Origin of the sequence: Pseudoxanthomonas sp. CCNWLY206-1, assembly GCF_039710385.1 — a bacterium.
Taxonomy (GTDB): Bacteria; Pseudomonadota; Gammaproteobacteria; order Xanthomonadales; family Xanthomonadaceae; genus Pseudoxanthomonas_A.
Genome location: NZ_JBDKXI010000003.1, coordinates 411,657 through 432,368 on the forward strand (window position 1 = coordinate 411,657; position 20,712 = coordinate 432,368).

21 protein-coding genes are annotated in these 20,712 nt (G+C 61.7%); all 21 read right to left on the minus strand.

Translation table 11 applies throughout. The annotated features are described in order from the left end of the window. Positions 1 to 8: 8 nt before the first annotated feature. The gene (gene rplX / locus AADW18_RS09515) at positions 9 to 326 is read right to left on the minus strand and encodes a 50S ribosomal protein L24 (protein ID WP_337343132.1); all 318 of its coding nucleotides are present in this window, start codon (positions 324 to 326) and stop codon (positions 9 to 11) included. 15 nt (positions 327 to 341) lie between these two features. Next, complete coding sequence (gene rplN / locus AADW18_RS09520) at positions 342 to 710, minus strand: 50S ribosomal protein L14 (RefSeq protein ID WP_042614221.1); 369 nt, start codon at positions 708 to 710, stop codon at positions 342 to 344. 14 nt (positions 711 to 724) lie between these two features. Further along, positions 725 to 991, minus strand: a complete 267-nt coding sequence (gene rpsQ, locus AADW18_RS09525; protein WP_337343133.1) for a 30S ribosomal protein S17 — start codon at positions 989 to 991, stop codon at positions 725 to 727. Between the two features lie 11 nt (positions 992 to 1,002). Beyond that, entirely contained in the window at positions 1,003 to 1,188 is a 186-nt protein-coding gene (rpmC, locus tag AADW18_RS09530; RefSeq protein ID WP_337343134.1) for a 50S ribosomal protein L29, read from the minus strand. After that, positions 1,188 to 1,601 (minus strand): 50S ribosomal protein L16, encoded by a 414-nt coding sequence (gene rplP / locus AADW18_RS09535; RefSeq protein WP_097121890.1) that lies wholly within the window; start codon positions 1,599 to 1,601, stop codon positions 1,188 to 1,190. Before rplP ends, rpmC begins: the two co-directional genes overlap by 1 nt. 6 nt (positions 1,602 to 1,607) lie before the next feature. Continuing rightward, entirely contained in the window at positions 1,608 to 2,327 is a 720-nt protein-coding gene (gene rpsC / locus AADW18_RS09540; RefSeq protein WP_337343135.1) for a 30S ribosomal protein S3, read from the minus strand. 4 nt (positions 2,328 to 2,331) lie between these two features. Beyond that, positions 2,332 to 2,679: a 50S ribosomal protein L22 gene (rplV, locus tag AADW18_RS09545; RefSeq protein ID WP_337343136.1), complete on the minus strand. Its 348-nt coding sequence runs from the start codon at positions 2,677 to 2,679 to the stop codon at positions 2,332 to 2,334. Positions 2,680 to 2,691: 12 nt separating this feature from the next. Further along, positions 2,692 to 2,967 (minus strand): 30S ribosomal protein S19, encoded by a 276-nt coding sequence (gene rpsS, locus AADW18_RS09550; protein WP_337343137.1) that lies wholly within the window; start codon positions 2,965 to 2,967, stop codon positions 2,692 to 2,694. A 6-nt stretch (positions 2,968 to 2,973) separates the two neighbouring features. Continuing rightward, the gene (rplB, locus tag AADW18_RS09555; protein ID WP_337343138.1) at positions 2,974 to 3,801 is read right to left on the minus strand and encodes a 50S ribosomal protein L2; all 828 of its coding nucleotides are present in this window, start codon (positions 3,799 to 3,801) and stop codon (positions 2,974 to 2,976) included. A gap of 11 nt (positions 3,802 to 3,812) precedes the next feature. Then, a complete protein-coding gene (gene rplW / locus AADW18_RS09560) occupies positions 3,813 to 4,109 on the minus strand; it encodes a 50S ribosomal protein L23 (protein ID WP_337343139.1) in 297 nt (98 codons plus the stop codon). After that, entirely contained in the window at positions 4,106 to 4,711 is a 606-nt protein-coding gene (rplD, locus tag AADW18_RS09565) for a 50S ribosomal protein L4 (protein WP_337343140.1), read from the minus strand. The genes rplW and rplD overlap by 4 nt, the downstream gene beginning before the upstream one ends. Before the next feature lie 12 nt (positions 4,712 to 4,723). Then, positions 4,724 to 5,377 (minus strand): 50S ribosomal protein L3, encoded by a 654-nt coding sequence (gene rplC, locus AADW18_RS09570; RefSeq protein ID WP_337343141.1) that lies wholly within the window; start codon positions 5,375 to 5,377, stop codon positions 4,724 to 4,726. A 10-nt stretch (positions 5,378 to 5,387) separates the two neighbouring features. Continuing rightward, a complete protein-coding gene (gene rpsJ / locus AADW18_RS09575; RefSeq protein ID WP_162109793.1) occupies positions 5,388 to 5,699 on the minus strand; it encodes a 30S ribosomal protein S10 in 312 nt (103 codons plus the stop codon). A gap of 563 nt (positions 5,700 to 6,262) precedes the next feature. Further along, on the minus strand, positions 6,263 to 7,453 hold the full coding sequence (gene tuf, locus AADW18_RS09580; RefSeq protein WP_337343142.1) for an elongation factor Tu: 1,191 nt from the start codon (positions 7,451 to 7,453) through the stop codon (positions 6,263 to 6,265). Positions 7,454 to 7,495: 42 nt separating this feature from the next. Then, a complete protein-coding gene (gene fusA, locus AADW18_RS09585) occupies positions 7,496 to 9,586 on the minus strand; it encodes an elongation factor G (RefSeq protein ID WP_337343143.1) in 2,091 nt (696 codons plus the stop codon). Positions 9,587 to 9,767: 181 nt separating this feature from the next. Then, the gene (rpsG, locus tag AADW18_RS09590) at positions 9,768 to 10,235 is read right to left on the minus strand and encodes a 30S ribosomal protein S7 (RefSeq protein WP_337343144.1); all 468 of its coding nucleotides are present in this window, start codon (positions 10,233 to 10,235) and stop codon (positions 9,768 to 9,770) included. 10 nt (positions 10,236 to 10,245) lie between these two features. Further along, positions 10,246 to 10,620 carry a 30S ribosomal protein S12 gene (gene rpsL, locus AADW18_RS09595; RefSeq protein ID WP_267793401.1) on the minus strand — a complete coding sequence of 125 codons (375 nt, stop codon included), beginning with the start codon at positions 10,618 to 10,620 and terminating at the stop codon, positions 10,246 to 10,248. A 231-nt stretch (positions 10,621 to 10,851) separates the two neighbouring features. Continuing rightward, a complete protein-coding gene (rpoC, locus tag AADW18_RS09600) occupies positions 10,852 to 15,069 on the minus strand; it encodes a DNA-directed RNA polymerase subunit beta' (RefSeq protein WP_337343145.1) in 4,218 nt (1,405 codons plus the stop codon). A gap of 134 nt (positions 15,070 to 15,203) precedes the next feature. Next, entirely contained in the window at positions 15,204 to 19,355 is a 4,152-nt protein-coding gene (gene rpoB / locus AADW18_RS09605) for a DNA-directed RNA polymerase subunit beta (protein WP_337343146.1), read from the minus strand. Between the two features lie 343 nt (positions 19,356 to 19,698). After that, the gene (gene rplL, locus AADW18_RS09610; protein WP_337343147.1) at positions 19,699 to 20,070 is read right to left on the minus strand and encodes a 50S ribosomal protein L7/L12; all 372 of its coding nucleotides are present in this window, start codon (positions 20,068 to 20,070) and stop codon (positions 19,699 to 19,701) included. Positions 20,071 to 20,130: 60 nt separating this feature from the next. Next, on the minus strand, positions 20,131 to 20,661 hold the full coding sequence (gene rplJ, locus AADW18_RS09615) for a 50S ribosomal protein L10 (protein ID WP_337343148.1): 531 nt from the start codon (positions 20,659 to 20,661) through the stop codon (positions 20,131 to 20,133). Positions 20,662 to 20,712 lie beyond the last annotated feature (51 nt).

The following is a 20,712-nucleotide window of genomic DNA, read 5'->3' on the forward strand; positions in this document are numbered from 1 at the left end:
CTCATTCCTCAGGCGTCGAGCGCCTCACCGCTGGAGCGGAACACACGCAGTTTGCGTCCATCCTCCAGCACCTTGAAACCAATACGCTCGCCCTTGCCCGTCGCCGGGTTGAAGACCGCCACATTGGAGATATGGATCGAAGCTTCGCGTTCGACCACGCCACCAGCCACTCCGGCCTGGGGGTTCGGCTTGGTATGGCGTTTGATGATGTTGACGTTGGAGACGACCACGCGGTCACCGTCCACACGCACCACATCACCCTTCTTGCCCTTGTCCTTGCCGGCGGTGACGACCACTTGGTCGCCTTTTTTGATTCGGTTAGCCATTTCTATGTCCTCCGCTCACAGCACTTCGGGTGCGAGCGAAACGATCTTCATGAACTTCTCGGAACGCAGCTCACGGGTTACAGGCCCGAAGATGCGCGTGCCGATCGGCTCTTGCTTGTTGTTGAGCAGCACGGCGGCATTGCCGTCGAAGCGGATCAGCGAACCATCGGGACGACGAACGCCCTTACGGGTGCGCACGACTACCGCGTCGTAGACTTCGCCTTTCTTGACCTTGCCACGCGGAATGGCGTCCTTCACGGTCACCTTGATGATGTCGCCAATGTGCGCATAACGGCGCTTGGAGCCGCCCAGCACTTTGATACACATCAGTTCCTTGGCGCCGGAGTTGTCGGCCGCGTCAAGGTAGCTCTGCATCTGGATCATGATTCAGACTCCTCTTATTCAGCCGCGCGGGTGACGATTTCCACCACACGCCAGTTCTTGGTCTTGGACATCGGGGCAATCTCGGTCACGCGGACCACGTCGCCTTCCTTGCAGCTATTGTCGGCATCGTGGGCGTGCAGCTTGGTCGAACGGCGGATGTACTTGCCGTACAACGGATGCTTGACCTGACGCTCCACCAGCACGGTGACCGTCTTGTCCATCTTGCTGCTGACGACACGGCCTTCGACCGTGCGCTGTGTTTTTTCTTGGTTATCGCTCATCGCGGCATTCCTTACTTGGTGCTGCCGAGCAGGGTTTTGACGCGAGCAATCTCGCGGCGCACCCGCCGGGTTTCATGGGTCTTCGGCAGCTGGCCAGTGACCTTCTGCATGCGGAGCGAAAATTGCTCCTTGCGCAGGTCGGTCAGATGGGCCTTGAGTTCGTCAGCCGACTTCTCGCGGAGTTGCTTGAGTTCCATTAGCGCACCGTCCGGGTCACGAAAGTGGTGGTGACGGACAGCTTGGCGGCGGCCAGGCGGAACGCCTCGCGCGCGATTTCCTCGCTGACGCCTTCGATTTCATAGATCATGCGGCCGGGCTGGATCTGTGCCACCCAGTACTCCACGTTGCCTTTACCGGAGCCCATGCGGACCTCGATGGGCTTCTTGGTGATGGGCTTGTCCGGGAACACGCGGATCCACATCTTGCCGCCGCGCTTGACGTAACGGCTGATGGAACGGCGCGCGGCCTCGATCTGGCGCGCGGTCAACTGACCGTGCGCCGTGGCCTTCAGGCCGTACTCGCCAAAACTGACGAGATTGCCGCTCCAGCTCAGGCCTTCGTTACGGCCCTTGTGCATTTTGCGGTATTTGGTTCGCTTGGGTTGCAACATTGCCTATTACCTCGCGTCACGGTCACGGGCTGGACGCGAAGGACGTTCGCTGCGCTCGGGGCGCGCATCGTCCTGCTTTTCCTGACCCACCTGGCTGAAATCGAAGATCTCGCCCTTATAGACCCACACCTTGATGCCGATGATGCCGTAGGTGGTCTTCGCCTCGGCAAACCCGTAATCGATGTCGGCACGCAGCGTATGCAGCGGCACGCGGCCTTCGCGGTACCACTCCGAACGCGCGATTTCTGCACCGTTCAAACGCCCGGCAACATTGACCTTGATGCCCAGCGCGCCCAGACGGATCGCGTTGCCCACGGCGCGCTTCATCGCACGACGGAACATGATGCGGCGCTCCAACTGCTGAGCAATCGACTCGGCAACCAGCTGTGCGTCCAGTTCCGGCTTGCGCACTTCGGTCACGTTGATGTGCGCCGGAACACCCATCAGATCGCTGACTTCCTTACGCAGCTTCTCGATGTCCTCGCCGCGCTTGCCGATCACCACGCCCGGACGGGCGGTGTGAATGGTCACGCGCGCCGTCTTGGCCGGACGCTCGATCAGAATCTTGGAGATGCCGGCCTGCGCCAGCTTCTTGCGCAGCATTTCGCGCACCTTGAGATCGGCCGCCAGATACTCGGCGTATTCACGCTTGTTGGCGAACCACTTGGAATTCCAGTCCTTGGAGATACCAAGACGGATTCCGGTCGGATGAACTTTATGACCCATAGTCTTATTTGCCCTTGCCGGTGGCTTCGCCCACCACGACGGTGATGTGGCTGGTGCGCTTGAGGATACGAGTACCGCGGCCCTTGGCACGAGCCATGAAACGCTTCAGCACCGGACCTTCGTCAACCATGATGGTCGTGACCTTCAGTTCGTCGACGTCGGCACCCTGGTTGTTCTCGGCATTGGCAATCGCCGACTCGACCACTTTCTTGATCAGGTGGGCGGCTTTCTTGTCCGAGAACTTCAACAGGTTGACGGCGCGTTCGGCCGACAGACCACGCACTTGGTCGGCGACCAGGCGGGCCTTCTGCGGGGAGATGCGCGCGGTGCGCAGGATGGCTTTAGCTTCCATAGTCATCTCTCCTTACTTCTTGCCGCCGGCTTTCTTGTCGCCGCCGTGACCTTTGAAGGTACGGGTGACGGCAAACTCGCCTAGCTTATGGCCGACCATGTTCTCGTTGACGAGCACCGGAACGTGGTTCTTGCCGTTATGCACGGCGATGGTGAAACCCACCATTTCCGGCAGGATCATTGAACGACGCGACCAAGTCTTGATCGGTCGCTTGCTGCCGCCCGCGGCCTCCACCTTCTTGATGAGGTGGTGATCGACGAACGGGCCCTTCTTGAGTGAACGTGCCATGGTCGATTAGCCCCTACGATCGCGGACGATGAATTGCTGGGTGCGCTTGTTCTTGCGCGTCTTGTAGCCCTTGGTCGGCACACCCCATGGGGTGACCGGGTGCGGGTTGCCCTGCCCTGCCTTGGCCTCACCACCACCGTGCGGGTGATCGACCGGGTTCATGGCTGCACCACGAACGGTCGGCTTGACACCGCGCCAACGCTTGGCACCGGCCTTGCCGAGTTTCTCCAGGCTATGCTCGTCGTTACCGACTTCGCCGACCGTGGCGCGGCAATCAACCTGCACCTTGCGCATTTCGCCGGAGCGAAGACGCAGTGTGGCGAAGCCCTGCTCGCGAGCGACCAGCTGCACGGCCGCGCCGGCGGCACGTGCGATCTGAGCGCCCTTGCCGGGCTTCAACTCGATACCGTGGACCGTCGTACCGACCGGGATATTGCGCAACGGCAGCGTGTTGCCGGTCCTGATGGGAGCATCGCGGCCTGCGATCACTTGATCGCCAGCCTTCAGGCCCTTCGGAGCGATGATGTAGCGACGCTCGCCATCGACGTAGCACAACAGCGCGATGTGCGCGGTGCGGTTGGGATCGTATTCGATCCGCTCCACGCGCGCCGGAATGCCTTCCTTGTCGCGCTTGAAGTCGATGATGCGGTAATGCTGCTTGTGGCCACCACCGATATGACGGGTGGTGATACGGCCGTGGTGGTTACGACCGCCGCTCTTGCTCTGCGATTCCAGCAGTGCGGCATGCGGAGCACCTTTGTGCAGGTCCGGCGTCACCACGCGAACCGCGGAACGGCGGCCGGCAGAGGTTGGTTTGAATTTCATCAATGGCATGTGGATCTACCTCAGGCCTTGGCCGTTACATCGATAGCCTGGCCATCGGCCAGACGCACATACGCCTTGCGCCAGTCGCCGCGGCGGCCGGTGCGGTTACGGAAGGACTTGTTCTTGCCCTTGACGTTGACCACATTGACTGCCTCGACCTTGACGTCGAACAACTTCTCCACGGCGGCCTTCACATCGGCCTTGGTGGCGTCGTTCGCAACTTCGAAGACGTACTGATTGGAAACTTCCTGCAGACGCGCGGTCTTTTCGGACACACGCGGCGCACGGAGCACGCTGAAAATCTTTTCGTTAATCATGCCAGCCACTCCTCGATCTTCTTGACGGCATCGGCGGTGACCACGACCGTGTCGGCGCCGACCAGCGAAGCCGGATCCAGGCCCTGTACGTCGCGCACTTCCACATAGGGAAGATTGCGGGCGGACAGATACAGATGCTCGGAAGCCTCTTCGGTAACGATCAGCGGACGACGACCGACTTCCAGGCCCTTGAGCTTGGCAACCAGACTCTTCGTGTTGCTGGCGTCCACATCGAACGCATCCACGACCATCAGGCGATTCTGGCGGTTGAGTTCCGACAGGATGGCGCAGATGGCGGCGCGGTACATCTTGCGGTTGACCTTCTGCTCGAAGCTGCGCGGCTTGGCCGCGAAGGTCACGCCGCCGCCGACGAAGATCGGAGCGGTCAGGGCGCCGTGACGGGCACCGCCACCCTTCTGCTTCTTCGACTTCTTGGTGGTGCCGTTGACTTCCGAACGGGTCTTTTGCGCCTTGGTGCCGGCACGACCTGCGTTGCGGTAGGCAACGACGACCTGGTGGACCAGGTCTTCGCTGAATTCGCGACCGAACACCGCGTCGGAGACCGACAGCTTGTTGGCGCTACCTGTGATGGCTAGTTCCATCGTCGTTCTCCTTTAACCCTTGCTCGCCGGGCGGACGATTACATCGCCGCCTGGCGCACCTGGCACTGCGCCACGGATGGCGATGAGGCCGCGCTCGGCGTCCACTTTCACCACTTCCAGGTTCTGGGTGCTTTGTTGCACGGCACCCATATGACCGGACATCTTCTTGCCCGGGAACACGCGACCCGGCGTCTGGCGCTGGCCCAGCGAACCCGGCGCGCGATGCGACAGCGAGTTACCGTGGGTAGCGTCACCCATGCGGAAGTTCCAGCGCTTGATGGTGCCCTGGAAGCCCTTGCCCTTGGTCACGCCCTGGACGTCGACTTTCTGGCCTACTTCAAAGATGTCGGCCTTGATTTCGCCGCCCACCGTGAAGTCGCCCAGCTTGTCGTCTTCCACACGCAGCTCCCACAAGCCACGACCGGCTTCCACCTTGGCTTTGGCCAGGTGACCCGTGATGGGCTTGTTGATCAGCGCGGCGCGACGAGTGCCGACGGTCACCTGCACGGCGCTGTAGCCGTCGATTTCCGGGGTCTTGATTTGGGTGATACGGTTCGGAGTTGCTTCGATCAGCGTCACCGGCACGGACTTGCCGTCTTCGGTGAACACTCGGGTCATGCCGGCTTTACGGCCGACGAGACCCAACGAATATTTCTTCGCGGTCATGGTCAGGGCCTCAGGTCAGCTTGATCTGGACGTCGACGCCAGCCGCGAGCTCGAGCTTCATCAGCGCGTCCACGGTCTTGTCATTGGGGTCGACGATATCGAGAACACGCTTGTGCGTGCGGGTTTCATACTGGTCACGCGCGTCCTTGTCGACGTGCGGGGAAACCAGGATGGTGAAACGTTCGATCTTGGTCGGCAGAGGGATCGGGCCGCGCACCTGCGCGCCGGTCCTCTTGGCCGTCTCAACGATCTCGCTGGCCGAGCGGTCGATCAAACGGTGATCGTACGCTTTGAGCCGGATTCGGATCTTTTGGTCCGCCATGACGGATATTCCTTCGTTAAAAAGAGCGACGGGCGCGGCCTCTGGGATGCCTTGCCCCGGTTAGTCCAGATATTGCTGCTTCCCTTGCCGGCCGCCGTCGAAATCCGCGGCCGGTTTTGAGCCGAAAGGCTTAGGGGTTCTTCCTGAAAAACTAGGCAGGCCGGTAAACCGGCCCGCCCAGACAGAAAAGTATAGGACGCGTAACTCTCCTCGTCAATAGCGAGGAACGCCCCTAGGCGAGAACCCGCCATGGGCCAGTACGCGACTCTCCTTGTCCGGCGAACACGAGGCGCTTCCTGCGTCTCTTTTCGCGGTAGGCCGACGGCCTCCCAGGGGGCGTCGGCGAATATTGCGTAACCCTGGAGAGGCCAAGGCCTCACAGGGGGTGCGAAGTATAACGGGGTTCTTGCTGTTTTTACAGTAATCCGGCGGTTTTATTCGCCGGATGGCAACTAGCTAGAGCTAATTACTGACGATTAAAGTCAAAGTCGCTGGACCCCGGCCTGCGCCGGGGTGACGGCCTGACAAAGCCGGGCAGGCTTGCGCCCGCCCGGGTCAGGACGTCACTTGATGATCTTGGCTACCACGCCCGCGCCGACGGTACGGCCGCCTTCGCGAATCGCGAAACGCAGGCCTTCGTCCATCGCCACCGGGTTGATCAGCTCCACCACCATCTTCACGTTGTCGCCCGGCATCACCATCTCCACGCCTTCCGGCAGGGTCACCGCACCGGTGATATCGGTCGTACGGAAGTAGAACTGCGGACGGTAACCTTTGAAGAACGGCGTGTGACGGCCGCCTTCGTCCTTGCTCAGCACATACACTTCGGCTTCGAACTGGGTGTGCGGATTGATCGAACCCGGCTTGCACAGCACCTGGCCGCGCTCCACGTCGTCACGCTTGGTGCCGCGCAGCAGCAGACCGGCGTTGTCGCCCGCCTGGCCCTGATCCAGCAGCTTGCGGAACATTTCCACACCCGTCACCGTGGTCTTCACGGTCGGACGGATACCCACGATTTCGATTTCGTCGCCCACCTTGATGATGCCGCGCTCGATACGACCGGTCACCACGGTGCCGCGGCCGGAAATCGAGAACACGTCTTCCACCGGCATCAGGAACGGACGGTCGATGTCGCGCTCGGGCTGCGGAATGAACGTATCCAGCGCTTCCACCAGCTTGATGATCGACGGCACGCCAATCTCCGACTGGTCGCCTTCCAGCGCCAAACGCGCCGAACCGTGGATGATCGGGGTGTCATCGCCCGGGAAGTCGTACTTGCTCAGCAGCTCGCGCACTTCCATTTCCACCAGCTCCAGCAGCTCGGCGTCGTCCACCATGTCCGCCTTGTTCAGGAAGACCACGATGTGCGGCACGCCGACCTGGCGCGACAGCAGAATGTGCTCGCGCGTCTGCGGCATCGGGCCGTCCGCGGCCGAGCACACCAGAATCGCACCGTCCATCTGCGCCGCACCGGTGATCATGTTCTTCACATAGTCGGCGTGGCCCGGGCAGTCCACGTGCGCGTAGTGGCGGTTCGGGCTTTCGTATTCCACGTGCGCCGTCGAGATCGTGATGCCGCGCGCCTTCTCTTCCGGCGCCGCGTCAATCGCGTCATAGGCCTTGAACTCGCCTCCGAAACGCTCTGCTCCGACCTTCGTCAGCGCCGCCGTCAGCGTCGTCTTGCCGTGGTCCACGTGACCAATCGTGCCCACGTTCACGTGCGGCTTGGTGCGTTCGAATTTACCCTTTGCCATGAGTTGATCCTTCGTTATGTTCTGTACTTATGGAGTGGTCGATCAAGACTTCTTGATCACTGCTTCGGCGATATTCGCGGGTGCTTCTGCGTAATGGTCGAATTCCATCGAGAAGGTAGCGCGACCCTGCGACATCGAACGCAGCGTGGTGGCGTAGCCGAACATCTCGCCCAGCGGCACCATTGCGCTGATCACCTTGCCGGACGGGCTGTCTTCCTGTCCCTGCAGAATGCCGCGACGACGACTCACGTCGCCCATTACGTCGCCCAGGTATTCCTCCGGGGTGACGATTTCGATTTTCATCATCGGTTCCAACAGCACCGGACTGGCCTTGCTGAAGGCTTCCTTGAAAGCCATCGAGCCCGCCACCTTGAACGCCATTTCATTGGAGTCGACGTCGTGGAACGAACCGTCGACCGCCTTGATGGCCACGTCAACTACCGGGAAGCCGGCGATCACGCCGTTCTTCAGGGCTTCTTCGATGCCCTTGCCCGCCGCGGTGACGTATTCCTTCGGAACCACGCCACCCACAATCGCGCTTTCGTAGCTGAAGCCCGCACCGCGTTCGGCCGGCGACATTTCGATGACGATGTGGCCGTACTGACCACGACCGCCCGACTGGCGCACGAACTTGCCTTCCTGCTTGACCGCCTTGCGAATGGTTTCGCGGTAGGCCACCTGCGGCTTGCCGACGTTGGCTTCCACGTTGAACTCGCGCTTCATGCGGTCAACGATGATTTCCAGGTGCAGCTCGCCCATGCCGGCGATGATGGTCTGACCGGATTCTTCGTCGGTACGCACGCGGAACGAGGGATCTTCCTGCGCCAGGCGACCCAGGGCCATGCCCATCTTTTCCTGGTCGGACTTGGTCTTCGGCTCCACCGCCATCGAGATGACGGGTTCCGGAAACACCATGCGCTCCAGCGTGATGATGTGGTCCTGCGCGCACAGCGTGTCGCCGGTGGTAACGTCCTTCAGACCCACCGCCGCGGCGATATCGCCCGCACGCACTTCCTTGATCTCTTCGCGATTGTTGGAGTGCATCTGCAGGATGCGGCCCACGCGCTCCTTCTTCGACTTGACCGGGTTGTACACCGCGTCGCCGGAGTTGAGCACGCCCGAATAGACACGGAAGAAGGTCAGCGAACCGACGAACGGATCCGTCATGATCTTGAACGCCAAGGCCGAGAACGGCTCGTTGTCGCCTGCCTTGCGGGTATCTTCCTTGTCGTTCTCGTCCAGACCCTGCACCGGCGGACGATCGGTCGGAGACGGCAGCAACTGGATCACGCCGTCCAGCATGGCCTGCACGCCCTTGTTCTTGAACGCGGTGCCGCAGTAAACGGGGATGACTTCCACTTTCAGAGTGCGCTCGCGCAAGCCAGCGATGATTTCGGCTTCCGACAGCTCGCCTTCGTTGAGGTACTTGTCCATCAACGTTTCGTTGGCTTCAGCCGCAGCCTCGACCATGAACGCGCGCGCTTCCGCTGCCTTGTCAGCCAGCTCAGCCGGGATTTCGCGATATTCGAAGACAGTACCCTGCGAGGCGGTATCCCAATGGATCGCCTTCATCTTGAGCAGATCGATCACGCCTTCGAAACCGTCTTCGGCGCCGATCGGCACCTGCATCGGCACCGCGTAGGCGCCCAGGCGGCTCTTCAGCTGCTCAACGACCTTGTCGAAGTTGGCACCGGTACGGTCCATCTTGTTGACGAAGGCGAGGCGCGGCACGGAGTACTTGTTGGCTTGGCGCCAAACGGTCTCGGACTGCGGCTGCACGCCGCCCACGGCGCAGAGCACGAATACCGCACCATCGAGCACGCGCAGTGAGCGCTCCACTTCGATGGTGAAGTCGACGTGCCCGGGGGTGTCGATGATGTTGAAGCGATGCTGCGGCAGCGACTTGTCCATGCCGCTCCAGAACGCGGTGGTCGCGGCGGAGGTGATGGTGATGCCACGCTCCTGCTCCTGCTCCATCCAGTCCATCGTAGCGGCACCATCGTGCACTTCGCCGATCTTATGGCTGACGCCGGTATAGAACAGGATGCGCTCGGACGTAGTGGTCTTGCCGGCGTCGATGTGAGCCATGATGCCGAAGTTGCGGTAACGCTCGATAGGAGTGGTGCGAGCCACGACAGTCTCTCTTTTCAGTTTGGAAAGCTCCGCGCGGTTACGCACGGACTTGCGAAGGAATCGCGATTTTCACATGGCCGAATGCCGCCCTGCGGCGGCCTTCGGGTTCATCGTGCGGCGATTGTTGCCGCAAGGGCACCTAGATGGTGCCAGAGGCCCCTAAAAGCAAGGGGCCAGGCAATTACCAGCGATAGTGCGCGAACGCTTTGTTCGCTTCCGCCATGCGGTGGGTCTCTTCACGCTTCTTGATGGCGCCGCCGCGGTTTTCCGAAGCGTCCAACAATTCGGCCGCCAGCTTGCGCGGCATGGAGTTCTCGCCACGCTTGCGCGCGGATTCGATCAACCAACGCATCGCCAGCGCCAAACGACGCGTGGTGCGCACTTCGACCGGCACCTGATAAGTGGCACCGCCGACGCGACGCGACTTCACTTCGACCGTCGGCGAGACGTTGTCCAACGCCTTCTCGACCAGCTCCAAAGCGTTGGGATTCTTTTCGCCGATGACATCCATGGCGCCGTACACGATCTTCTCGGCGACGGACTTCTTGCCGCTGAGCATGACCATATTGATGAAACGGGCGATGGTCTGGCTGCCGTGCTTGGGATCCGGCAGGACTTCACGCTGGGGGGTTGAGCCTTTACGCGACATGTTCTATTCCTTAAGCCTTCGGACGCTTGGCGCCGTACTTGGAGCGACCCTGGCGACGCTTGGCGACGCCGGAGGCGTCCAGCGAGCCGCGGACAGTGTGGTAGCGCACGCCCGGCAGATCCTTGACGCGGCCGCCGCGCACCAGCACCACGGAGTGCTCCTGCAGGTTGTGGCCTTCACCGCCGATGTAGCTGATGATCTCTTCCTGGTTGGTCAAGCGCACCTTGGCCACTTTACGCAGCGCCGAGTTCGGCTTCTTGGGCGTAGTGGTGTAGACGCGCGTGCAGACGCCACGACGCTGCGGACATTTGTCCAACGCCGGGGACTGACTCTTGTACGTAGGTGCCTGCCGCGGCTTGCGGACCAGCTGATTGACGGTTGCCATAGTGGATTCTTTGGTGAAGGCCGGAGCCTTGTTGCGTGAAAACGAAGGCAGGCCGAAACCGGCCCGCCAAGACGGAGAAGTATAGCTGGCATCCAGGATCACCGTCAATGTGACGGCACCCGGAGTCAGTTATGAATTGCGATCCCGCCCTTCCTGGGCCGAAAACGAGGCGCTCCTTGCGCCTCATTTCGTGGTCTGGGGCGGCCTTGCGGGCCGCCGGTATTGCATGGTTTAGCTGGCGCCAGACTCCTCGCCTGCCGGCTCGGCCACCGGTGCTTCGGGGGCACTGCTGCCGGCCAGCGCGTCGACTTCCGCTTCGGTCAGTCCCGAAGCGTTGCGGCGGCGCTGGTTGTGGTACGCCAAGCCGGTACCGGCCGGAATCAGGCGGCCCACGATCACGTTCTCCTTCAGGCCGCGCAGGTTGTCCTTGGTGCCGCGGACGGCCGCCTCGGTCAACACGCGGGTGGTTTCCTGGAAGGACGCTGCCGAGATGAACGATTCGGTCGCCAACGAGGCCTTGGTAATGCCCAGCAGCACCGGATCGTACTTGGCCGGCAGTTCGTTGCGCGCCAGCACCTTGGCGTTCTCCTCGATGACGCGCTGCTTCTCAGCCTGCTCGCCGGCCAGGAACTTGGTGTTGCCTGGATCAGTGATCTCGACCTTGCGCAGCATCTGGCGAGTGATCACCTCGATGTGCTTGTCATTGATCTTCACGCCCTGCAGGCGGTAGACGTCCTGGATTTCCTTGACCAGGTACGCAGCCAGAGGCTCCACGCCCAGCAGGCGCAGGATATCCTGCGGCGACGGCTCGCCATCCACCACGGTTTCGCCCTTGGCCACGTGCTCGCCTTCGAACACGATGATCTGGCGGAACTTGGGAATCAGCTCCTCGTGCTCGCTGCCATCAGTGTCCTTGATGATCAGGCGCTGCTTGCCCTTGGTGTCCTTGCCGAAGCTGATGATGCCCGAACGCTCGGCCAGGATCGCCGGATCCTTCGGCTTGCGGGCTTCGAACAAGTCAGCCACGCGCGGCAGACCACCGGTGATGTCGCGGGTCTTGGACGCTTCCTGCGGCACCTTGGTCACTACGTCGCCCACGCCGACAGGCGCGCCGTCCTGCAGGTTGACGATGGAGCGCGGCGGCAGCAGATACTGCGCCGGCAGGTCGGTACCCGGGATGTTGAGGTCCTTGCCGTTCTTGTCGACGATGCGGACGATCGGACGCAGGTCCTTGCCCTGCGAACCGCGACGCTTGGGATCGGTGATCTCGCGCGACGCCAGGCCGGTCAGTTCGTCGGTCTTCTCCATGACCGTGATGCCATCGACGAAGTCGACGAAGCGCACAAAACCGGCCACTTCCGACACGATCGGATGGTTATGCGGATCCCAGTTGGCCACGGTCTGGCCGGCAGTGATCTGGTCGCCGTCCTTGACGTTGATCGTGGCGCCGTAGGGCAGCTTGTAGCGCTCACGCTCACGGCCATGGCCGTCCAGCACCGACAGTTCGCCCGAACGCGACACCGCGACCAGGTGGCCGTTGGCGTGCTCGACGAACTTCAGGTTGTTGAACTTGATGGAGCCGGTGGTCTTGACGGTGATGTTGTCCACTGCCGCCGCACGCGAAGCCGCACCACCGATGTGGAACGTACGCATGGTCAGCTGGGTGCCGGGCTCGCCGATCGACTGCGCGGCGATGACGCCGACCGCTTCGCCGATATTGACGATATGGCCTCGGGCCAGATCGCGGCCGTAGCAATAGGAGCACACACCGAAGTCGGAGCGGCAGGTGATGGTGGACCGCACCTTCAGCGCCTGGACACCGGCGTCTTCCAGCTTCTGCACCCACGCTTCATCCAGCACCGTGTTGCGGGTGACGATCGGATCTTCGTCGTTACCCGGCAGGAACACGTCCTCGGCCACGATGCGGCCCAGCACGCGCTCGCGCAACGGCTCGACCACATCGCCGCCTTCAACGATCGGCGTCATGGTCAGGCCTTCACTGGTGCCGCAATCGACCTCGGTGATCACCACGTCCTGCGCCACGTCGACCAAGCGACGGGTCAGGTAACCCGAGTTCGCCGTCTTCAACGCGGTATCGGCCAGACCCTTACGGGCACCGTGGGTGGAGTTGAAGTACTCCTGCACGTTGAGGCCTTCGCGGAAGTTGGCCTTGATGGGCGTCTCGATGATCGAGCCATCCGGGCGTGCCATCAGGCCGCGCATACCGGCCAGCTGACGGATCTGCGCCTGCGAACCACGGGCACCGGAGTCGGCCATGATGTACAGCGAGTTCATCGACTTCTGGTCGATGGTTTCGCCCTTGGCGTTCTGCACCTTGTCGGTACCGATGGTTTCCATCATCGCCTTGGCGATGCGCTCGTTGGTGCGCGACCAGATGTCGACCACTTTGTTGTAGCGCTCGCCGGCGGTGACCAGACCGGACTGGTACTGCTCCTGGATTTCCAGCACTTCCTGCTCAGCTTCGCCCAGGATGCCCTTCTTCTCGTTCGGGATCAGCATATCGTCGATGCCGATCGACACGCCCGCGCGGGTAGCGTAGGCGAAGCCGGTGTACATCAGCTTGTCGGCGAACACCACGGTGTCCTTCAGGCCCAGCATGCGGTAACTGGAGTTGATCAGGCGGCTGATGGCCTTCTTGTTCAACTCGGTGTTGGCCAGCGCGAACGGCAGGCCTTCCGGCAGGATTTCCGCCAGCAGCGCACGGCCGATGGTGGTATCCACGATGCTGGTCTGCTTGCGCTTGCTGCCGTCTTCGTCGGTCACCGTTTCGGTGATGCGCACCTTGACCTTGGCGTGCAGCTCGACCGCACGGTTGTCATAAGCGCGCTTGACTTCGGCGACGTTGGCGAACGCCATGCCTTCGCCCTTCTTGTTCACCAGTGCGCGGGTCATGTAGTACAGACCCAGCACGACGTCCTGCGACGGCACGATGATCGGCTCGCCGTTGGCCGGCGACAGGATGTTGTTGGAGGACATCATCAGGGCGCGCGCTTCCAGCTGGGCTTCCAGCGAGAGCGGCACGTGCACGGCCATCTGGTCACCGTCGAAGTCGGCGTTGAACGCTGTACAGACCAGCGGATGCAGCTGGATGGCCTTGCCTTCGATCAACACCGGCTCGAACGCCTGGATACCCAGACGGTGCAGGGTCGGCGCACGGTTCAGCAGTACCGGGTGTTCGCGGATGACCTCTTCCAGGATGTCCCAGACTTCGGCTTCTTCGCGCTCGACCAGCTTCTTGGCGGCCTTGATGGTGGTGGCCAGGCCGCGGCGTTGCAGCTTGGCGAACACGAACGGCTTGAACAGCTCCAGTGCCATTTTCTTCGGCAGGCCGCATTCGTGCAGGCGCAGGGTCGGGCCGACCACGATGACCGAACGGCCCGAGTAGTCGACGCGCTTGCCCAGCAGGTTCTGGCGGAAGCGGCCCTGCTTGCCCTTGATCATGTCGGCCAGCGACTTCAGCGGACGCTTGTTGGTGCCGGTGATGGCGCGGCCGCGACGGCCGTTGTCCATCAGGGCATCCACCGATTCCTGCAGCATGCGCTTTTCGTTGCGCACGATGATGTCCGGCGCATTGAGCTCCAGCAGGCGGCGCAAGCGGTTGTTGCGGTTGATGACGCGGCGGTACAGATCGTTCAGATCGGAGGTCGCGAAGCGGCCGCCATCCAGCGGCACCAGCGGGCGCAGATCCGGCGGCAGCACCGGCAGCACGGTCATGACCATCCACTCCGGACGGTTGCCGGATTCCAGGAAGGCCTCGACCAGCTTGATGCGCTTGGTCAAGCGCTTGAGCTTGGTTTCCGAATTGGTGCTGGCGATCTCTTCGCGCAGGTGCACCATTTCGGCCTGCAGGTCGATGGTACGCAGCAGGTCATAGACTGCCTCGGCGCCCATGGCGGCGTCGAAGTCATCGCCATGTTCCTGGCGTGCCTGCATGTACTGTTCTTCGGTCAGCAGCTGGCGGCGCTCAAGCGCGGTCAGGCCCGGCTCGGTCACGACGTAGGCTTCGAAGTACAGCACGCGCTCGATGTCGCGCAGGGTCATATCCAGCATCAGGCCGATGCGCGAAGGCAGCGACTTCAGGAACCAGATATGGGCGACCGGCGAAGCCAGGTCGATATGGCCCATGCGCTCGCGACGCACCTTGGCCAGGGTGACTTCGGTACCGCACTTTTCGCAGACCACGCCGCGGTGCTTCATGCGCTTGTACTTGCCGCACAGGCACTCGTAGTCCTTGATCGGTCCGAAGATGGCGGCACAGAACAGGCCATCACGCTCGGGCTTGAAGGTACGGTAGTTGATGGTTTCCGGCTTCTTCACTTCGCCGAAGGACCACGAACGGATCAGGTCGGGCGAGGCCAACGCGATCTTGATCGCATCGAAGTCCAGCGTCGGACGCTGCTGGTTGAAGAGGTTGAGCAGATCTTTCATTTTGTTTCTCCGTCAGGAGGAAATTCTTTGTCGAGGGCGGGAAGTTCGGCGTCGGGAAGTTCGGAGCGGTATCAGTAGCGGGAAAGCAGCGGTCTCGCGCTTTCCCGGCTACCGTTTCCGGCTCCCTGCTCCGCTCAGTCTTCTTCCAGTTCCATGTTGATGGCCAGCGAGCGGATTTCCTTCACCAATACGTTGAAGGATTCCGGCATGCCCGCGACCATCTCGTGTTCGCCGTCGACAATGTTCTTGTACATCTGGTTGCGGCCCTGCACGTCGTCCGACTTGACGGTCAACATTTCCTGCAGGGTGTGCGCCGCGCCGTAGGCTTCCAACGCCCAGACTTCCATTTCGCCGAAGCGCTGGCCACCGAACTGCGCCTTGCCGCCCAGCGGCTGCTGGGTAACCAGGGAGTACGGACCGGTCGAACGCGCGTGCATCTTGTCGTCCACCAAGTGGTTCAGCTTCAGCATGTGCATGTAGCCGACCGTGGTCTGGCGATCGAACGCCTCGCCGGTGCGGCCGTCATACAACTGGGTCTGACCGCTGATCGGAAGGTCGGCGAGCTCGAGCATGTACTTGATCTCGGACTCGGCTGCACCATCGAACACCGGCGTCGCCATCGGCACGCCGTCGGTCAGATTCTGCGACAGCGCGATCAATTCATCGTCGCTGAACTGTCCCAGGTCGACGCGTTCTTCGCCCAGCTTCAGATCGTGGTTGTAGATCTGGTGCAGGAACTTGCGTAGATCGGCGACCTTGGCCTGTGCCTCAAGCATGTTCTGGATCTTGCGACCCAGACCCTTGGCGGCCCAGCCCAGATGGACTTCCAGCACCTGGCCGATGTTCATACGCGAAGGCACGCCCAGCGGATTCAGTACGATGTCGACGGTTTCGCCATTAGCCATGTACGGCATGTCTTCGACCGGCACGATGGTGGACACCACACCCTTGTTGCCGTGGCGACCTGCCATCTTGTCGCCCGGCTGGATGCGGCGCTTCACCGCCAGGTAGACCTTGACCATCTTCAGCACGCCCGGGGCGAGGTCATCACCCGCGGTGATCTTGCCGCGCTTGTCCTGGAAGCGGCGCTCGAATTCCTTCTCGTGCGCCTGGATCTGCTTCTGCGCGCGCTCGATGGCGTCGGAGGCATCGTCATCCTTCATGCGGATGGTGAACCAGTCGGACTTCTTCAAATCATCCAAGTAGGCGTCGTTGATCACGTCGCCCTTCTTCAGGTTCGGACCACCGTTGGCCACCTTGCCCACCAGCTGCGAGCGCAAGCGAGCATAGATGGCGCCTTCCAGGATACGGAACTGGTCGTCGAAGTCCTTCTTGACGCGCTTGATCTCGTTTTCTTCGATCTGGCGCGCACGCTTGTCCTTTTCGATACCGTCGCGGGTGAAGACCTGCACGTCGATGACGGTGCCGTCCATGCCCGGGGGCACGCGCAGCGAGCTGTCCTTCACGTCGGAAGCCTTCTCGCCGAAGATCGCACGCAGCAGCTTCTCTTCCGGGGTCAGCTGGCTTTCGCCCTTCGGCGTGACCTTGCCCACCATGATGTCGCCGGCGCGCACTTCCGCACCGATGTACACCACGCCGGATTCGTCCAGACGGTTCAGTGCCTGCTCGGATACGTTGGGGATGTCGGCGGAGATTTCCTCCGGTCCCAGCTTGGTATCGCGTGCGACGCAGGTCAGCTCTTCGATGTGGATCGTCGTGTAGCGATCTTCTTCCACCACGCGCTCGGAGAGCAGGATGGAGTCTTCGAAGTTGTAGCCGTTCCATGGCATGAACGCGATCAGCATGTTCTGGCCCAGGGCCAACTCACCGATGTCGGTGGACGGACCGTCAGCCAGCACGTCGCCGCGCGCGACCACGTCGCCCACGTTGACCAGCGGGGTCTGGTTGATACACGTGTTCTGGTTGGAACGGGTGTACTTGATCAGCGAGTAGATATCCACGCCGGCATCGTGTTCGCCGGAGATCTCTTCCTCGTTGACCTTGACCACGATGCGGCCGGCGTCGATCTGTTCGATCAGACCACCACGGCGTGCATTCACAGTCACACCGGAGTCACGCGCCACAGCGCGTTCGATACCGGTACCTACCAGCGGCTTCTGCGCACGCAGCGTCGGCACTGCCTGGCGCTGCATGTTGGCGCCCATCAGTGCGCGGTTGGCGTCATCGTGCTCAAGGAACGGCACCAGCGCAGCCGCGATGGACACGGTCTGCATCGGCGAGACGTCCATGTAATCCACTTCGGCCGGCGGCTTCAGCAGCGATTCGCCTTGTTGGCGGCACGGCACGAACTGCTCGGTCAGCTTGCCCTTGGCGTCGTGCAGCGCATTGGCCTGGGCGATGACGAACTCGTTTTCCTCGATCGCCGACAGATATTCGATTTCGTCGCTCACGACGCCGTCGTAGACCTTGCGGTACGGGGTTTCCAGGAAGCCATAGCCATTGGTGCGCGCGTACACGGCCAGCGAGTTGATCAGGCCGATGTTCGGGCCTTCAGGTGTTTCGATGGTGCAGACGCGGCCGTAATGGGTCGGATGCACGTCGCGCACTTCGAAGCCGGCGCGCTCGCGGGTCAGGCCGCCTGGGCCCAACGCCGAGACGCGACGCTTGTGCGTCACTTCCGACAGCGGGTTGTTCTGGTCCATGAACTGCGACAGCTGGCTGGATCCGAAGAACTCCTTGATCGCCGCGGCGACGGGCTTGGCGTTGATCAACTCCTGCGGAGTCAGACCTTCGCTTTCCGCCATCGACAGGCGCTCTTTCACCGCGCGCTCCACGCGCACCAGGCCCACGCGGAATACGTTCTCGGCCATTTCGCCGACCGAACGCACGCGACGGTTGCCCAGGTGATCGATGTCGTCCACGGTGCCACGGCCGTTGCGGATCTCGGTCAGCACCTTGATGACTTCCAGGATGTCCGAGGTATCGGCCAGCTCGGCGACCATGCGCTTGGCTTCTTCGTCGTTGCGCGCGCCGAAATACTTTTTGTCGTACAGCACCGGCTCACCGGTGACTTCCTTGCGGCCCACGCGACGATTGAACTTCATGCGGCCGACGTTGGACAGGTCGTAGCGCTCGAAGGTGAAGAACAGGTTGTGGAACAGGTTCTGCGCGGCATCCTTGGTCGGCGGCTCGCCCGGACGCATCATGCGGTAGATTTCGACCAGCGCTTCCAACTGGGTCTTGGTCGGGTCGATGCGCAGGGTGTTGGACAGGTACGGGCCGCGATCAAGATCGTTGACCCACAGCGTGCCCACGGCGTCCACGCCGGCCTTGCGGAACTTGGCCAGCTGTTCGTCGGTGATTTCGTCGTTGGCGGTAGCCAGCAGTTCGCCCGTGTTGCCGTCGATCACGTCGTGCGACAGGATCCGGCCCACCAGGTATTCGTCCGGCACGGCGAGTGCGGCGATACCCGACTGTTCCAACTGCTTCACGTGACGCGCAGTGATGCGCTTGCCGGCTTCGACGATGACCTTGTCGCCGTCGGCCAGATCGAAGTTGAGGGTTTCACCGCGCAGACGCTCGGCGACCAACTCCAGCTGCACGCCTTCGGGCAGGATGTGGAAGGTATTGATGTCGAAGAACTCGTTCAACATCTCTTCGTTGCTGTAGCCCAGGGCACGCAACAGGATGGTCACCGGCAGCTTGCGGCGGCGATCGATACGCGTGAACAGGGCGTCCTTCGGATCGAACTCGAAGTCCAGCCAGGAGCCGCGATAAGGAATGATGCGGGCGCTGTACAGCAGCTTGCCCGAGCTGTGCGTCTTGCCGCGGTCGTGATCGAAGAACACGCCCGGAGAACGGTGCAGCTGGGAAACGATGACGCGCTCGGTGCCGTTGACGATGAAGGTGCCGTTCTCGGTCATCAGCGGGATTTCGCCCAGATAGACCTCTTGCTCCTTCACGTACTTGATGGCCTTGGTGGACGACTCGCGGTCGTAGATCACCAGGCGCACGGTGACGCGCAGCGGAGCACCGTAGCTGAGGCCGCGGTTACGGCATTCGCGCTCGTCGAATACTGGCTCGCCCAGCTTGTAGCCAACGTATTCCAGCGCCGCGTTGCCGCTGTAGCTGGAGATGGGGAATACGGACTTCAGCGCGGCATGCAGACCATGGTCGGCGCGCTTGGAAGGTTCGATGTTCTCCTGCAGGAACTCGCGGTACGAGTCGACCTGGATGGCCAGCAGGAACGGGACCTCAAGGATCTGGCGCTGCTTGCCGAAATCCTTACGGATGCGCTTTTTTTCGGTGAACGAATATGTCGTCATATTGACTAATCGCCTTTGGCATCTGGGGCCGCTCGCGCGGCCCTGGGGGAACAATAAATCGTCAGTTGAAAGTCGCTGGTATTGCCGGCACCAGCACGCCTTCTCCCGCTACTTGCAACTGACAACTCGTCTTTTTGTAACCAGGTGAATCGCAAAGCCGCGCTTCGCGCTGTGAAGGGTGAACAGGAGCAACGGCTCCGCTTTACGCTTTACAGGCTGATTGCAGCCGGCTTCGCAGCCTCGGAACGAGGCGACTTCACCGCATTTCAACAACGACCGAAGGCCAGGGGCTTTCGCCCCCGGCCTCGGTATGTCGCCAATGTCAGCCGGCGACGGATATTGCTTACTTCACTTCGACAGACGCACCAGCGGCTTCGAGGTCCTTCTTGAACTTCTCGGAGTCTTCCTTCGAGACGGCTTCCTTGACGACCTGCGGGGCACCTTCAACCAGGTCCTTCGCTTCCTTCAGGCCCAGGCCGGTGATGGCGCGAACGGCCTTGATGACTTCGACCTTCTTCTCGCCAGCGGCCTTCAGCACGACGGTGAATTCGGTCTGCTCTTCAACCGGGGCGGCGGCGACGGCCGGACCAGCGGCAGCGACCGGGGCAGCGGCGGAAACGCCGAACTTTTCTTCGATGGCCTTGACCAGCTCCATCACTTCCATCAGGGACTTCTCGGCGATTGCGTCGACGATCTGTTCGTTGGTAAGAGACATTGTGATTACCTTTGAAAATTTTCTGGGATTGGGTTCAGTGAACCGTTCGGATGTCGAAACTTAGGCGACTTCGGCCGGGGCTTCGGCGGCGACTTCCTCGCCTCCACCCTGCTTGTCGGCCACAGCCTTGACCGCACGGGCGAACATGGTTGCCGGTTCTGCCAAGACGCGGGCCAACATGGCCAGTGCTTGGTCACGGGTCGGCAGCGAAGCCAACACGTCGACATGGCTGGCCGGATACAGCTGACCACCCACCGAAACGACTTTCGCCTGCAGCTTGTCGTTGCCCTTGGCGAATTCCTTGATCAGACGACCGGCAGCGCCGGGTTCTTCCGTCGAGAACGCGTAAAGCAGCGGACCGACCAGCGCGTCCTGGACGCACTCGTATTCGGTACCGGCCACGGCACGTGACGCCAGGGTGTTCTTGACAACTCGCAAGTACACACCGGTTTCACGCGCCTTTTTGCGCATCGCGGTCAGCTGAGCGACCGTGATGCCGGCGTATTCGGCGGCAATCAAGGAGTGGGCCTTGGCGGCAACGTCTGCCAGCTCGGCGACAACTACTTGCTTCTGGGACAGATTTAGAGCCATTACACTCCTCCAAATGAACTCCGCTCGCGGCTCCTGCCGCTTGCGGTCCTG